This window comes from Sporolactobacillus sp. BBK16-2, assembly GCF_059878335.1.
The window spans coordinates 2,368,386-2,384,421 of the sequence record NZ_CM187611.1; the positions used below are offsets into that span (position 1 = coordinate 2,368,386).

A 16,036-nucleotide genomic window follows, 5' to 3' on the forward strand; every position below is an offset into this window, starting at 1 on the left:
GAAGGCACATAAATGTGCCTTCTCTTATCATAAATGATTGGTGGTACGAATAAAAATGAAACGTTGCTGGGTTTGATCATTGACCGTCCCCATAGCCATTAAATTATGCTTGTGTCAGATTTTCTCCAACAGTGTGCACACGCATAACGTTTGTTTTGCCTGATGCTGCAACTGGAAGTCCTGCAGTGATGACAACAAGATCGCCGTCTTTTACAAGATCAGTTTTCTTGCCGCTGTCAACAGCAATTTCAAACATTTGATCGGTCGTTTTTGCAATTTCGCTCAATACTGGAGTTACGCCCCAAGCAAGGCACATTTTGTGAGCAACACGTTCAGAGCTTGTTACCGCAATAACTGGAGCTTTTGGACGGTAGTGAGAAACAACACGTGCAGTATAGCCGCTCACCGTTGCTGTAATAATTGCGCCAACATTAAGGTTCAGTGCCGTATGAGCAACTGCTTCACCAATTGCAGCGGTGACAGTCGGTTCGCTTGAATCACTCAATTTCTTGAGAATGCTCTTATAGTCTAAAGCAGATTCAGCCTTCAACGCAATGTTATTCATCGTTGTAACGGCTTCTACCGGCCATTTACCGGATGCAGACTCACCAGAAAGCATGATTGCATCTGTTCCGTCAAAAATTGCGTTTGCAACGTCGCTGGCTTCAGCGCGTGTACAACGCGGGTTGCGGATCATAGAATCAAGCATCTGTGTTGCAGTGATAACCGTCTTACCGACTTTGTTGCACATTTTAATGAGTCGTTTTTGAACGAGCGGAACATCTTCCGGCGGAATTTCAACGCCAAGGTCGCCACGTGCGATCATGAGGCCGTCAGACACTTCAAGAATTTCTTCAATATTGTCGACTGCTTCTTGGCTTTCGATTTTAGGGAAGATGTGCACGTCATCAGCACCGTGTTCTTTACACAGATTACGGATGTCATTAACATCTGAAGCATGCCGAACAAATGAAGCTGCAATGAAATCGATACCTTCGCCGATGCCAAAGACAATATCGTCTGCATCTTTTTCAGTCATACCAGGAAGGTTGATGCTGACATTAGGTACGATGATACCTTTTTTGCTCTTCAAAACACCTGTGTTTAAAATCTTGTTATGAATAAGTCCGGCTTCTTTATCGATACCTGTAACTTCGAGTTCAACCAAGCCGTCATCAATCAAAATTTTAGAACCTACATTAACATCATCGATCAATTCTGCATAAGTAATGGAGAATTTGTCGGCAGTTCCGGCAACTTCGGTCGTTGAAATATCAACGGATTTGCCTTCTTCAAGAAGAACTTCCTTAGTAGCCATATCATGAGTTCTGATTTCAGGACCCTTTGTATCAAGCAGAATACCGATCGTCTTACCAGTAATCTGCATTGCCTTTCTAAGGTTAAGTACTTTTTGATGGTGTTCTTCATGATCACCGTGTGAAAAATTGAAACGCGCAACGTTCATGCCGGCGTTGATCATCTTTACAAGTGTTTCAACCGTATCGCTTGATGGTCCCAGTGTACAAACAATCTTTGTCTTTTTCATTAATTAATTCCCTCCAACAATTTATATGGATAGTACTTTTGCTAACTTATACAGATCTTCGTTAAACTCATGTTTTTTTGTAAGTAGATCAAGTATGTCATGAGCTACGATTTGATTATTCTGAATGGCGATCATCTTTCCTTTATCGCCGCTCAGAAGCAGATCGACAGCCTTATTGCCCATTCGTGCTGCCAATACACGGTCAAAAGCAGTCGGCGCACCGCCGCGTTGAACATGACCAAGAACCGTAACCCTGGTATCCATATTCGTTTTGGCTTTGATTGCCTTGGCTACTTCGTCCGCACTGCCTACACCTTCAGCTACAATAATAATACTGTGTTTCTTGCCGCGTTCAATACCACGATTTAATCGTTCAACGATGTTATCAAGATCTTCTTTTGTTTCCGGAATCAGAATTGATTCAGCTCCATCGGCAAGACCTGACCACATAGCAAGATCACCGCAGCCGCGACCCATAACTTCAATGATAAAGCGGCGCTCGTGCGATGTCGCTGTATCGCGAATTTTATCAATGGCATCGATAATCGTGTTCAATGCCGTATCAAAACCAAGGGTGAAGTCCGTTCCCGGAATATCATTGTCAATCGTTCCGGGGATCCCGATCGTAGGAAAGCCGAGCTGAGTCAATTTAACTCCGCCCATAAAAGAACCATCGCCGCCGATAACAACCAAGCCCTCAATGCCAAACTTTTTCAATTGTTCAATGGCAATGGCACGGCCTTCTTCTGTTTTAAATTCTTCACATCGCGCAGTATAGAGAACGGTTCCTCCTCGCTGTACAATATCGCCAACATCGGAGACTTCAAGCTTCTTGATATTCCCTGTAATCAAGCCTTTGTAACCATGATAAATACCGTAAACCTCAACACCGCGATAAATAGCAGACCTTACAACTGCTCGGACTGCTGCGTTCATCCCCGGCGCATCGCCGCCGCTTGTCAGAACGCCAATCTTTTTCATCACAACAATCACCTCATTTTAGTGTCAATGCTATTGCCTATCTGATGAATAAGAAAAAATTGAATGATTGGTTTGATTTTCCTGGACTGTCTCATAATTGCCGATTGCCCGGTACTTGGCTAAGCGCTGGTTGCGAATCTGGTCAGCGGTTAACTGGCTTAATTCCTCAAAGGACTCAATAAGCGCTTGATCAATGAATGCTGCCTGCTTCTTCGGATCATGATGAGCACCGCCCAAAACCTCCGGAATCAGTTTATCAATAATACCAAGTTTTTTCAAATCGTATCCGGTAATTTTCATCGTTTTCGCTGCTTCTTCTGCTTTGCCCGCATCTTTCCACAATAATGCGGCAGCTCCTTCAGGCGATATGACCGAATACCAAGCATTCTCCAACATTAAAATTTGGTTGCCAACTCCGATTGCGAGAGCGCCGCCGCTTGCACCTTCGCCAATCACCACACTAATAACCGGAACTGAAAGTCCGGACATTTCAAAAAGATTTCGAGCGATAGCTTCGCTTTGTCCTCGTTCTTCGGCAGCTTTACCGGGAAAAGCACCTTTTGTGTCAATAAACGTAATAATCGGGCGGTGAAACTTGTCCGCTTGTTTCATCAGACGCAATGCTTTGCGGTAGCCCTCCGGATGCGGACTTCCAAAATTGCGCATAATGTTTTCTTTTGTATCTCGTCCGCGCTGCTCTCCGATCACCGTAACAGGACGCCCATGAAACTTTGCAATCCCGGAGACGATCGCAGAATCATCTCCATATAGGCGGTCACCATGACATTCAATGAAATCTGTGAATAAGAGCGGAATGTAATCTAACGTCGTCGGGCGATTAAGCTTTCTCGCGACGCGAACACGTTCCCAAGGGGTCATGCTGCCATAAGTATCTTTTTCAAGATCCGCAAGGCGCTCCTGCAGATGATTCAGCTCGTCAGAAAGATCAATGCCTTTCTCATTCATGAACTTCTTTAATTCCGAAATCTTTTCTTGGAGCTCAAGAATCGGTTTTTCAAAATCTAATTCCGGTCCCATTATTCGGCACCTCCTTCAGCGTGGATCGACAAGACCTGCCCAAGAACAGTTCTCAATTCGGAACGAGGGATGACTTGGTCAAGCTGCCCGTGTTTCAGCAAAAATTCCGCAGTTTGGAAGTCATCCGGCAGTTCCTCGCCAATCGTCTGTTCAATAATGCGTCGCCCGGCAAATCCAATTAAAGCACCGGGTTCAGCAAAATTGTAATCGCCAAGGGAAGCAAAGCTTGCCGAAACCCCACCGGTTGTCGGGTGGGTCATAATGGAAATATAAAGCCCGCCGTTCTCACTGAAAGCCTTCAATGCACCGCTTGTCTTAGCCATCTGCATTAGGCTGAGAACGCCTTCCTGCATGCGAGCGCCGCCTGATGCAGAAAAGATAATGACAGGAATACCATTCTTACCGGCATATTCAATCAAACGAGTAATTTTCTCACCGACGACCGATCCCATGCTCCCCATTCGAAATCCCTTGTCCATAATGGCAACAGCTGCCTCGAAACCTTCAATCGTACCTTTACCGGTCCAAACAGCCTCGTTCAGTCCGGTTTTCTTTCGATCAGACTCCAGCTTGTTCATATAATTTGGAAACTGGAGAGGATTCAATGACACCATCTTCTCATCGAACTCTACATATGAATCTTGGTCGAAGAGCATTTCTGCACGATCATGGGCACCTATTGGATAATGATACCCGCAAGATTGGCAAACAAACAAATGCTTGCTCAACTCTTTGACATACATGATCTTTTTACATTTTGGACATTTACGGACAATGCCCTCTGGAACATCCTGCCTTGCCTTTGCGGATGGGACTGTTGCATACTTTTTTTTCTTGGTAAAAAAGTCCTTCATCAAGTATATCACCCTCTTACTTTGTCAAAGCTGAAATTTCATCTTACAATACAACATGTCACTTTTTCTTCACGCATAATTCATGAAATCGTCGATTACTTACAGAAAACGGATTGCGGAACAATGAAAAATGAAGATATAAGTAAATAAAAAAAATAAATAGTGACGTATTCCATGATCTTTCGGATATCCGTGAAAAAAATCCTAAACTTCATCATTATAACAAAGGTTCGGCAAAAAAATAAGCAACATGCAGAAGGAGCAGGCTCCTGACTGTATTTGAACATGACAGCATGTATTTTTTCTTTCTTTCTCATCCATGATGAATTAATCCGGAATTGTACCGCTTTTAATCATCACATTTTTCTCTCCAAGAAGCAACCGCATCGTTTTAACAAACGAACTGTCTAATTGAACCGCGTATTTTGGATCAAGTGCAACTGTTTTTTTATTGGACTCATAATAGAGAAAGATACGATGCTCACCAGGCTGCTTGGCAATTGATGATTTTACTTGTTCAAGTAACTGCGGATGATAATGCGCATGATCTATTCTCAAGAAAAGCACTTTCTGAAGGTCAGAGAGATAGTCTTGCAAACGCAGAGCCCGCATAAGTACCAGTTGCGGCTTATCATTTTTTCCTTTCGAATGTTTTGCACGGATCACAGCCATTTGCCCATCACGCAGGATCCCCTCAACCTTTTCATACGATGCGGGGAAACAAACGGTGTCAATCAATCCCGTTTCATCGCCGGCAGAAAAAAATGCCATTGGCTGTCCTGACTTGGTACGAATGCGTTTCACTTGTTCAATCATAACAGCTAAGTTTATGATTTGCCCTTCAGGTGCAATTTCTGCCGCACTGACCGTCACAAATGATTTGGGCAGACGGGATTTGTATTCACTGATCGGGTGAGCAGATAGATAAAAGCCGAGCGCTTCGCTTTCATAGTGCATTTTTTCCGCTGCACTCAGCGGCGGCACATCGATATAATCCGCTTCATTCTCCACGGAGATAGGAAAAGAAGCCTGTCCTCCAGCCAGTTTCTGCTCTTCTTCGCCTAAACTGATTGCACGATCCAATGTTGCAAGCAATACGGCGCGATCAATGCCGAATGAATCAAACGCTCCTGCAAAAATCATTGATTCAATTGCCTTTCGATTTACTTTTCGTGTCGGCACACGGCGGCAAAAATCGTACAGACTTTTATAGGCTCCGCTTTGATTTCGCTCGGCTATGATTACATCAACCGCTCCGTTGCCGACATTTTTAATCCCGGCCAAACCGAAACGTATGGCATCTCCTGACGGTTCAAAACTGTTCATACTTTCATTTATTGAAGGCGGAAGCAGACTGATGCCGCGATTTCGCAACTCACGGATCGTCGCTTCAGTCTTATCAGGGTTGCCAACAATTCCGGTAAGATGCGCAGCCATAAATGCCTGGGGATAATGTGCCTTCAAATAGGCGAGCCGATACGAAACATAGCTGTAGGCAACAGCGTGTGATCGATTAAATCCATAGTTCGCAAATCGGACAATTAAATCAAAAATTTGATTAGCTGCCGCTTCCGAGTAGTGATTCTGCACGCATCCGGACATAAAGCTCTTTTTTTGATTCTCCAGAAGTCCAAGCTTCTTCTTTCCAACCGCACGCCGGAGAATGTCTGCCTGACCAAGTGAGTAGCCTGCCATTTTAACGGCAATTTGCATGATTTGCTCTTGATAAACAAGCACACCGTATGTTTGACGGAGGATCGGTTCCAGATCAGGATGTGGATAAACCACTTTTTCCTCTCCATGTTTCCGCCGCACATAATGGTCAATAAATTGAGATGGTCCCGGACGATAAAGCGAGTTAACAGCAACAATATCTTCAAATTCAGTGGGCTGAAGTTTGCGGAGCACTTGCCTCATACCATCCGACTCCAATTGAAAGATACCCATTGTATCGCCACTGCTTAGTAATCGGAATGTTTCAGAGTCATCCAAAGGGATTGAATTAATTGCAAGGGCTCCGTCTCTGTATGCAGCCGTCCTTTGAAGAATTTCTCTCATAAATGTCAGGTTGCGCAAACCAAGGAAGTCGATCTTCAATAACCCTAAAGCTTCCAAAACATCCATCGGGTATTGCGTCACAGAGACATTATCATGACCTCTTTGAACCGGGACAGTGTCCGTCAAAGGCTGATTGCTGAAGATGACACCCGCAGCATGAATGGACGAGTGTCGAGGCAGCCCCTCAATGCGACGTGCAAGCGCAAAAAGATCGCCTGCCGCAGCGGATGACTGTACAAGGCTTCGCAATTTATCCGAATCCTTAAGTGCCTTTTCCAATGTCATTTTCGGAACACCGGGGATAAGACGTGCGATACGATCGACAAGCCGCGGTTCGCTCCCGAGCACCCTGCCAACGTCGCGGATCGCCGCACGCGCAGCCAATGTGCCAAACGTGATGATCTGCGCGACATGCGCACGTCCATACTTTTCACATGCATAGTCAATCATTTTGTCACGATCGACGTCTGGAAAATCCAAATCAATATCCGGCATGGTTACCCGTTCTGGATTTAAAAAGCGTTCAAACAGAAGTTGATACTTAATGGGATCAACTTCTGTAATTTTCAATACATAAGCCACCAGTGAACCTGCAGCAGAGCCGCGACCAGGTCCCGGCATATATCCCGCTGATCGGGCATGCGCGACAAGGTCGGCGACAATGAGAAAGTAATCATTAAATCCCATTTCATTAATGACGGATAATTCATAGTAAAGACGCTGCTTAGTCTGTTCTGATATGCTCCTATATCGTTCCTTCAATCCATTTTCGCATAATGAACGCAACCGTTGTTCAGCGGACTGGCCACTGGGAAGCGGGAAGTCCGGAAAGCGGGCTTGATTAAATGAAAAGGTAACGTTGCATGCTGCAGCAATTTCTCCCGTCAATGAAACCGCCTCTGGCAAATCCTTAAACCTGCGCGTCATTTCATCCGTTGACTTGAAATCAAAATCATAACTGCTTTGCTTGCGGTCCGCTAACTTCATACCATCTCGTATGCATGTGAGACAAGCATGTGCTCTCTCGTCTTCCTTATTGAGATAGTGAATACTGTTGGCGGCAATCAGACGAATCGAATATCGTTTTCCAAGTTCACGGAGCTGCCGTTCGATTTTTTGTTGTTCATTTAAATTTCCGTTTCGCTGAATTTCAAGAAAAAAACGGTTGCCAAAAAGAGCATGCAGATTTTCCGCAAGCTGGTTTGCACGCGTCACGTCCCCTGAAACAAGGAAACGGTCAATCGGTCCGCTTGGTCCCCCGGATAAAGCGATCAAACCTTCTGTGTATTTTTTTAACTGCGGTAAAGAAATACTTCCGACATTACTGAACTGTACAAGTGAAGCCAGTTTGACGAGATGCTGATAGCCCGAATTGTTTTGTGCCAATAGGATGATTGCCGGCATCTCTTCTGAGTGTTTTGAACGTGTCGCATTTTCTCCATTTGCTTTCTCATCAATCACCAGCTCCATGCCAATCAGCGGATGAATGCCTTCCCGTTCACATGCACGGTAAAAGGGGATGACGCCGTACATCACATTTCGATCAGTCAGCGCGAGCGCCTTTTGTCCGGCACGTTTAGCCAGATCAACTAAATCGTTGATCCGGCAGGTGCTGTCCAGAAGACTGTATTCACTATGTACATGAAGATGCACAAACGGCATGCGCCTTTACCCCTTTTTTAACATATTCCTCAGTTTTTCATTTAAGTATCCTGCACTCTGTTCATTGTGTACAAAGCGCGCGTAAGTCTGCAATGAGCTGATCGGCCTCTTCCCAGCTTCCGACCGTTGCACCGGAAGCCATCGGATGTCCCCCACCATGGTATTTTGCGGCCAATTGATTGATGACGGGGGCTTTTGATCTGACTCGTGCTCGAATAACCTCGTCTTCTTCCGAAAACAGAACCCATGCTTTGAGATGCGCAACATTTGAAAAGCAATTAACAAGTGCAGATGCATCGGACGAAGTCAAATGATAGGAGCGAATAACCTCTTGCGTCAGCTTCACATAACCCACGCCTTCTTCAGTCAATGTGAAATGTTCCAACACATAGCCGTTTAAGCGGGCCTGCTCCAAACTGCGTTCATACAGCTGATCAAAGAACGCTTGACGATTAAATGGCCGCTTGACAAGTTCTGACGCTGCGAGAAAGGTTTCCGAAGTAACGTTACTGTATTGGAATCGTCCGGTGTCTCCGACAATGCCTGCATAAAGCAAACGTGCTGCCTCTGTTGACAGCGTCAGTTCCGGATGACTTCGAAAAATGGAGCAAAGCATTTCGCTTGTTGAACTCGATTCTGTATTGACCCATTCCGGATCTCCATAAGAATCAACAACCGGATGATGGTCAATCTTTATCAGATGTGCACCGTTATTGTATCGCTCATCGGAAATACGCTCCCGATTTGCTGTGTCACAGACAATTACCAAAGCATTTCTATAAATCGAGTCATCAATTTGATCCATTTTTATAAGGAACTGCAGCGATTCGGATTCTTCGCCTACACTATAAACGTTTTTTCCGGGAAAATTATCTCTGATCAGACAAGCCAAACCTCCCTGAGAGCCCAATGCATCCGGATCAGGTCGGACATGTCTATGTATAATGATTGTGTCGTACTGTCTAATCAAATCCACTATTTTGTCAATCAATGAAAATCCTCCTTTTTAATCGGACAAGCAATCCACTTATCCGCACTGCATTAATCAGAGTTAGTAACGGTCAATAAATTGAGCATTCAACAATGCCTTCCCGCAAAGCTGACCCTCAACAAACAATTCAATATCCATTTTTCCGTTTCTTCTCGTCATTTCGAGAATTTTCGGACGTACCGTTACGGTCTGCTCCAATTGTACCGGTTTGAAAAAGTAAAACGAGAGGTTGTCCACGACTAAATCGCTTCGACGCAGATGATTCAGTACGCGACGGGATACTGTCGTTACCATCGAAGTCATAACGCCGTGTGACACAGAACCCAAGTAATCGCTCATTTGCGGTGTGACATTGAATTGAAACATATAGTGATTATCCTCTGAATAATCCTTGAGCTGAGACGATACAATATCTTCAATCGTCTCCCCCATCTGCGGCTGCTGCTGAATCATCTGCAGTGCCTTAAGCACATCACGACGCGTGATCATTCCCAAGAGATGATGCTCTGTATCAACAACCGGCAGACCGTCGATTCCTTCCCAAATCATACGATGTGCAGCTGCCGCAACAGAGGTCGTTGGGTTGACAATAAGCGGCATCGGAGTCATCACTTCTTCAATGGTCCGAACTTTTTGATCCTTCAAAATGTCCTTCATGGCCACAATGCCGACCACTTTCATCTGCTGATCCACAACCGGGAAACCACTATGTGATGTTCGATGATTTAATTCATACCACCGTTTCGGCGAATCATAAGTGAAAACAAACTGCGTCTGAGCAAAGGGAATCATAATATCCGAAACATGAACGATCTCTTTTTTAATCAATTGATCATAGATCGCACGATTAATTTTGGCAGCTACGGTAAAGGTATCATATGATGTTGAAATCACCGGAAGCTGTGTTTGATCCGCAAGTTGCTTAACCCATTCGCTTGTATTGAAACCGCCGGTAATCAATACCGCTGCCCCTTCTCTAAGCGCATATTCGTGGACGGACTCGCGATTTCCGACAATCATCAGGTCATTTGCGCCAATGTAGCGTTTCATTGCGTCCATTTCCATCGCGCCGATGACAAAGTGATTCAGCATTCGCGAAAGACCCGCTTTGCCCCCAAGTACTTGTCCGTCTACGATATTGACGACCGAGTCGAATGTCAGCTTTTCGATGCTTTCTTGTGTTTTCTGCTCAATCCGAATTGTCCCGACACGTTCAACTGTGCTGACCATTCCTTGGATCTCCGCATCTTTAATTGCCCGATATGCTGTTCCTTCGCTCACTTGAAGCACTTTAGCAGTCTGCCGAACAGAGATCTTGCTTCCGATCTCAAGATCAGCGATGTATTTTAAGATTTGGTCATGTTTTGTCTCCATCTCAATCGCTCCAAACGGCTCTTACAGGTTTAGTGTTTGACCAGGCGACAAGACATATCCATGTCCATCAAGCTGATCTACAAACTTCTTAGCATCCTGAGTGATGACAGGAAATGTATTGTAATGAATCGGAACCACAGCCTTCGCCTTAAGCCATTTTGCTGCCTGCAGCGCATCGGCCGGTCCCATTGTAAAATTATCACCGATTGGCAAAAATGCGAGATCAAGATTATTTTGTTCGCCAATTAATTTCATGTCAGAAAAAAGCGCGGTATCTCCTGCATGATAGATCGTCTTGCCTTCAATAGTTAATAAAAGTCCGGCAGGCATGCCCGCATAAATAATCTGTCGACGTGCGCTATCCGTAATGCTCGATCCGTGAAATGCCTGTGTCATCTTGATCGTTCCAAATGAAAATTCATGAGCGCCGCCGATGGACATCCCGTGGACGTTCAATCCTTTCCATTTAAAATAGGTAGCAAGTTCAGCAATGGCAACAATCAGAGAGCCATCGCGTTCAGCTATCGGCTGAGTATCCTCAATATGATCACCATGACCATGTGTCAAAAGGATCGCATCGATTTTCGGCAAATCATCAATACTTAAAGGTGTGTTTTGATTTCCAGTGATGAAAGGATCAATTAATAAATTACCTTTCACCGTTTCAATTAGAACCGTTGAATGACCGACATATGTAATTCTCATTCATTTCACTCCTTATTATAGAACGTTAGTTCGCTTTTTGACAATGTAAACTTTTTGACTCTCCATTCATCCGTACTGATTGGTTTAAAATTTATTATACACTACATAGGACTAGGTTCGCATGAAACAGGCGGGTACAGAAAGCAGATCCAAACACGTTTTTAAATTTCCAATGAAATTATGACGAACGGCCCCGATGCTTCTATTTTGTGATACATTATACATATTACGAATGAAACTGGAGTGACCCTAATTGTCAGAGAAAATGAAGCAAATTGAAAAGTGGCTGCGTGAGCAAGAAGGCAGGTTCGCCTATATCGCAGATCCGACCAACGTCTTCTATCTTACTCATTTTAAATGTGATCCTCATGAACGTTTTCTTGGTTTATTTCTCTTCCCAGATGATGAACCTTTCTTAATTTGCCCTGAACTCGAAGTTGGTCAAGCACGAGCTTCTGCTTTCGGCCATGAAGTAATCGGCTATCGCGATGATCAAGATCCGTGGGATTCTGTTAAAAAAGCATTGAGCGGCCGACATGCTGAGTTCAGTAAAGTATTTATTGAACCAAGCACTCTGCCATACAACAAAGCTTTGGCTTTAACAGCTATTGACGCGCAGATTGTGTTTCAATCCATTGAAGATTATCTCGCCGACATGCGTAATATTAAAGATGCAGGCGAGCTTGCTGCAATGAAAAAAGCAGGTGAAATCGCAGATTATGCCGTTAAATTAGGCATTGATGCAATTAAAAAGGGCCGAACAGAAACGGCAATCATTGCTGAAATTGAGCACGAACTAGCCAAACAAGGCTACTCAGAGATGGCATTTGATACGATGGTCCTTGCCGGAGAGAATACCGCAAAACCTCATGGCTATCCGGGAACACGTCAGATCCGTGAAGGTGATTTCGTTCTTTTCGATCTTGGTGTCGTGATTGACGGTTATTGCTCCGATATCACACGGACCGTATGTTACAAGCATATATCCGACGAGCAGTACAAAATTTATGAAACAACGCTGCAAGCAAATTTGGCCGCGATCAAAGCAGTCCGCCAGGGACTCAGAATCGGTGATCTTGACGGAGTAGCCCGAAAAGTCATTGCTGATGCCGGTTACGGTGACTATTTTACCCACCGTCTTGGACATGGTTTGGGCCTCGGTGAACATGAACAGCCATCAATGAGCGCTGCGAATAATAGAACCTTGACTACCGGCATGGTGTTCACGATTGAACCAGGCATTTACGTCCCTGAAGTCGGCGGAGTCCGGATTGAAGACGATGTTTACCTAAGCGAGAACGGTCCGGAAACATTGACGCATTATCCAAAGAAGCTCCAAATTATCGATTGATTTTAAAGCAATTAGACAGGTCAGAGATGTGATTCTGTCCGAACACATTTTGATAGATTTCATCCGGTCTTTGACTCAAAAATGCGTTGCAGGTTTGAACCTGCAGCGCATTTTTTGTACAAGTAATGATATAGAATTGAAGAGTAGTTAGTGTGGACGGCCTTGGCAAAATACCGCAATCAACAGTTCAAGAGAAATCCGGCTGCTTATGATCATCACAACTAAGATTTGCCGAAACTAAGTTTTCTTAGAACATAACTTCAGATTTCCTGATGTTTCTTCGAAAGACGGACCGTGTCACGCGCGATCATCACTTCTTCGTTGGTCGGGATGACAAGAATATTAATTTTCGATTGATCCGTACTGATCGAGATTTCCTTGCCGTTAATCTTGTTTTTTTCTGCATCCCAGTCAATACCCATAAATCCGAGTCCATCAAGTACATGCGCGCGAACCATCGAACTATGTTCACCAATGCCCGCAGTAAATACAATTGCATCAACACCGTTCATCTTCGCCGCAAATGATCCGATATACTTTTGAATCCGTTCAACGAATACCTCAATTGCGAGCTTTGCGCGTTTGTTCCCTCTTTTTGCTTCCTTCTCAATATCTCTTAAATCGCTTGAAAATCCGGACAGTCCAAGCAATCCGCTCTTTTTATTAAGCACGTTGATCACTTCATTTGCATTCATGCCAGTTTTATCCATAATAAAAGGAATCAGTGCCGGATCAATGTCGCCTGAACGCGTACCCATCGTCAAGCCGGCAAGCGGCGTAAAACCCATCGATGTATCAATGGATTTGCCGCCCTTGACAGCGGTGATACTGGCACCGTTTCCTAAGTGACAGGAAATCAAGCGAAGATTCTCAATGGGGCGCTTAAGCAGCTCTGCCGCCCGATAGGCAACATATTTGTGACTCGTACCATGAAAACCGTATTTTCGAATGCCGAATTGTTTGTAGTAGTCATAGGGAAGGCTGTACAAATACGCTTCACTGCCCATGCTTTGATGAAAGGCCGTATCGAATACGACAACTTCAGGAACATCGGGGAGCACTTCTCGAAACGCACGTATGCCGACTAAGTTAGCCGGGTTGTGCAATGGTGCAAGATCAGAAAGATCTTCTATTTTCTTAATCACATCGTCGGTCACCAGTGCAGAATCATCAAACTCTTCTCCGCCATGGACGACACGATGGCCGATTCCTTCAATTTCCTTCAAGGAATGGACAATTTTCAATTCAGTCAATCGATCAAGCAAAATCCGTACCGCCACTTCATGATCTGAAATCGAGGCGATTTCCTGCTTCTTCTCACCATTGACACTAATTGTAAAAATGGAATCCGACAAACCAATACGTTCAACAGAACCCTTGGTTACCAAATGCTCAGCAGGCATATCAAGAAGTTGAAACTTCAGTGATGAGCTGCCAGCGTTGATCGCGAGAATTAATGCCATTGTAGATCACCCTCTCGTCTTCTTAAACCGAACGGTGCAGAAACCAATGATCTAGTTGCTGCATGAACTTGCGCATCTTTACTTCGTTTGAGAAATCAGGCATCTCACCGAGAAGCGCTTGTTTTGCGAGTGCCGCGCTTCCTGATTTCTTCTGCATCAAAAGAATGCTCTTCGCTTGATCCGACTTCGCAAATAAAGAAGCAGGAAGTTGGATCAATGCAAGGATGGTTGCATTTTTTTGAAGAAAATCATGAAAAACATGATTGCGATCATTAGAAAAGAGATGATTCGGAACAAGCGAAAGAAAATAACCTTCCGGCTTCAGCTTGCGCAGCCCCTGCTCCATAAATAAAAAATGAGTCAGTGGTTTTTCAGCGACCTCTTTGAGTGCATATGCTTCTGCTGAGTCTTGATCAGGGTAAATACCGACAGGAACATCGCAAACGACAACGTCAACAGGATCAATCAGTATTGGTTTCAATCCATCTTGATGAAAAAGCTGTATTTCTTTTTGCTGCAAATTTGCGTTTGCAGCTGCAAGGCGGATTAATAAGGGATCCGCATCAATACCAAAAGCATTTATATCGTCGGTTTCCGACTGATTCATAATGCCGGTCAATAGATTTGCCGCACCAACTGCCGGATCGAGAATTGAAAATGGCTTTTTTCCTTCTAGCATGGCAATCATATGGCCCATTAAAAGCACCAAAGTATCCGGAGTCAGTTCATGATTCGGCTGCGGTGAAGCTTTCATTCCCTTTAGAATAGCAAGCTGCAGAGCACGTCTGACGTCTTCAGAAGTCATTGTCTGGCTGTAATAGCGATCATATAACGGCTTTAATTTATCCGTTAATTCATCATCATGGATCACGTCTTGAGCCAATCCTTCAGCTGCATCACATAAACCTGTTAAATAATCCGTTTGCTTATTCTTTTTAATGAAAAGTGCTGCTTGGTCGTATACTGAAAAAAGTTCACTAACTGTTGTTGTCTGCAAAACGATATCCTCCAAATGTATAAAGCGCTTACAATGTATATTATACAGCTAAGCTGAAAAGATTACCCGCTTAATTCTTGAAATCATTACATAAATTTGTCCATAAAATGGCGAATGCTGACTTGTTTGATAGAAATTATGTATACTTTTTAATGATAGGTTGCCCATATCTCTTAACGTAAATACCTGAAACATGCACACCTGTCCGACTTTCATTCTTCTATCTCCAGTCATGATCACACTCACTCCTAGGTTCACTATAGCCTAAAAACGTACACAGAGCAATTGTCGCACAAAAGCGACAAATTTACGAAAACCATCAACTATTTACGTAAAGATTGATCCATCTGTTTCATTTAACGGTGAAAAAGTTTTTCGTACAGCTTTATTATAACCCAAACTTTTACGATGAACCTATTAATTTGGATCTCAAACCTTCTCATTTTAATAGTTATTGGACAGCGCATTTCGACTGGAGAATCCATTCGCCAAAAATAAAAAAACAGAATGATCGTTGAAGGTCATTCTGCATCAGAAAAAGCTATTTGATTTAATCATCATCGTCCTGCCAATCGCTTCTGCGTTTTTTCCTTCTTGAAGTACTGGCCCCTCCGTTCTTCTCAATAACTTCTTTAATCTTTTCAATCGTTTGCGGGGCAAGATCAATTAATCGTTCGTATAAATGGGTATTGTTGTCCAAATGAATGGTCTTAACACCTTCACGCCCGATAATAAGAAAGGCAATCGGCGTAATGGAAACGCCTCCGCCCGTTCCTCCACCAAAAGGCAAATAAGCCTCGGTATCTTCAGCCGGATCTTCATCCTGATTTTCATTTTTTGTTGTGAACTCGCTGCCTCCGGCAACAAAACCAAAGCCTACTTTTGACAAAGTAATTATTGTATGCCCATCTTCAGTTTCAATCGGATCCCCGACAATTGTGCCGACATCGACCATAGCCTGCAAGCTCTCAAGTGCTGTTTTCATTAATCCCTGTATTGGATGATCAGCCATATGT

At 44.0% G+C, this 16,036-nt stretch carries 11 protein-coding genes and 1 pseudogene; 1 reads left to right on the top strand and 11 read right to left on the bottom strand.

Features of this window, described 5'->3' with window-relative positions; all coding sequences use genetic code 11:
• Nucleotides 1-109 precede the first annotated feature (109 nt).
• The 8 genes and pseudogenes from pyk to AC6F33_RS11865 form a co-directional block, all read right to left on the bottom strand.
• Nucleotides 110-1,546 (bottom strand): annotated as a pseudogene (gene pyk / locus AC6F33_RS11830) (pyruvate kinase); the annotation flags it as partial.
• A gap of 21 nt (nucleotides 1,547-1,567) precedes the next feature.
• A complete protein-coding gene (gene pfkA, locus AC6F33_RS11835; RefSeq protein ID WP_255746003.1) occupies nucleotides 1,568-2,527 on the bottom strand; it encodes a 6-phosphofructokinase in 960 nt (319 codons plus the stop codon).
• A gap of 30 nt (nucleotides 2,528-2,557) precedes the next feature.
• Entirely contained in the window at nucleotides 2,558-3,565 is a 1,008-nt protein-coding gene (locus AC6F33_RS11840; RefSeq protein ID WP_500777144.1) for an acetyl-CoA carboxylase carboxyltransferase subunit alpha, read from the bottom strand.
• Complete coding sequence (gene accD, locus AC6F33_RS11845) at nucleotides 3,565-4,422, bottom strand: acetyl-CoA carboxylase, carboxyltransferase subunit beta (RefSeq protein ID WP_500777145.1); 858 nt, start codon at nucleotides 4,420-4,422, stop codon at nucleotides 3,565-3,567. The genes AC6F33_RS11840 and accD overlap by 1 nt, the downstream gene beginning before the upstream one ends.
• Nucleotides 4,423-4,746: 324 nt before the next feature.
• The gene (gene dnaE, locus AC6F33_RS11850) at nucleotides 4,747-8,139 is read right to left on the bottom strand and encodes a DNA polymerase III subunit alpha (protein ID WP_500777146.1); all 3,393 of its coding nucleotides are present in this window, start codon (nucleotides 8,137-8,139) and stop codon (nucleotides 4,747-4,749) included.
• A gap of 61 nt (nucleotides 8,140-8,200) precedes the next feature.
• A complete protein-coding gene (locus AC6F33_RS11855) occupies nucleotides 8,201-9,130 on the bottom strand; it encodes a DHH family phosphoesterase (RefSeq protein WP_255745778.1) in 930 nt (309 codons plus the stop codon).
• A gap of 60 nt (nucleotides 9,131-9,190) precedes the next feature.
• Complete coding sequence (locus tag AC6F33_RS11860) at nucleotides 9,191-10,504, bottom strand: DRTGG domain-containing protein (RefSeq protein ID WP_255745780.1); 1,314 nt, start codon at nucleotides 10,502-10,504, stop codon at nucleotides 9,191-9,193.
• A 21-nt stretch (nucleotides 10,505-10,525) separates the two neighbouring features.
• On the bottom strand, nucleotides 10,526-11,209 hold the full coding sequence (locus AC6F33_RS11865; protein WP_480948438.1) for a metal-dependent hydrolase: 684 nt from the start codon (nucleotides 11,207-11,209) through the stop codon (nucleotides 10,526-10,528).
• Nucleotides 11,210-11,462: 253 nt separating this feature from the next.
• On the opposite strand from AC6F33_RS11865, the gene AC6F33_RS11870 reads away from it, so the two are divergent.
• Nucleotides 11,463-12,560 carry a M24 family metallopeptidase gene (locus tag AC6F33_RS11870; protein ID WP_255745784.1) on the top strand — a complete coding sequence of 366 codons (1,098 nt, stop codon included), beginning with the start codon at nucleotides 11,463-11,465 and terminating at the stop codon, nucleotides 12,558-12,560.
• 260 nt (nucleotides 12,561-12,820) lie between these two features.
• Here the strand turns inward: AC6F33_RS11870 and AC6F33_RS11875 are convergent, their stop codons facing one another.
• The 3 genes from AC6F33_RS11875 to ytfJ all read right to left on the bottom strand — a co-directional run bounded on the left by AC6F33_RS11875 (nucleotide 12,821) and on the right by ytfJ (nucleotide 16,032).
• Nucleotides 12,821-14,023, bottom strand: a complete 1,203-nt coding sequence (locus tag AC6F33_RS11875) for an acetate/propionate family kinase (RefSeq protein WP_255745786.1) — start codon at nucleotides 14,021-14,023, stop codon at nucleotides 12,821-12,823.
• 22 nt (nucleotides 14,024-14,045) lie between these two features.
• Nucleotides 14,046-15,020 carry a class I SAM-dependent methyltransferase gene (locus tag AC6F33_RS11880; protein WP_255745788.1) on the bottom strand — a complete coding sequence of 325 codons (975 nt, stop codon included), beginning with the start codon at nucleotides 15,018-15,020 and terminating at the stop codon, nucleotides 14,046-14,048.
• Between the two features lie 550 nt (nucleotides 15,021-15,570).
• Nucleotides 15,571-16,032, bottom strand: coding sequence for a GerW family sporulation protein (gene ytfJ, locus AC6F33_RS11885; protein WP_255745789.1), 462 nt, complete (start codon nucleotides 16,030-16,032; stop codon nucleotides 15,571-15,573).
• Between the last annotated feature and the right edge of the window lie 4 nt (nucleotides 16,033-16,036).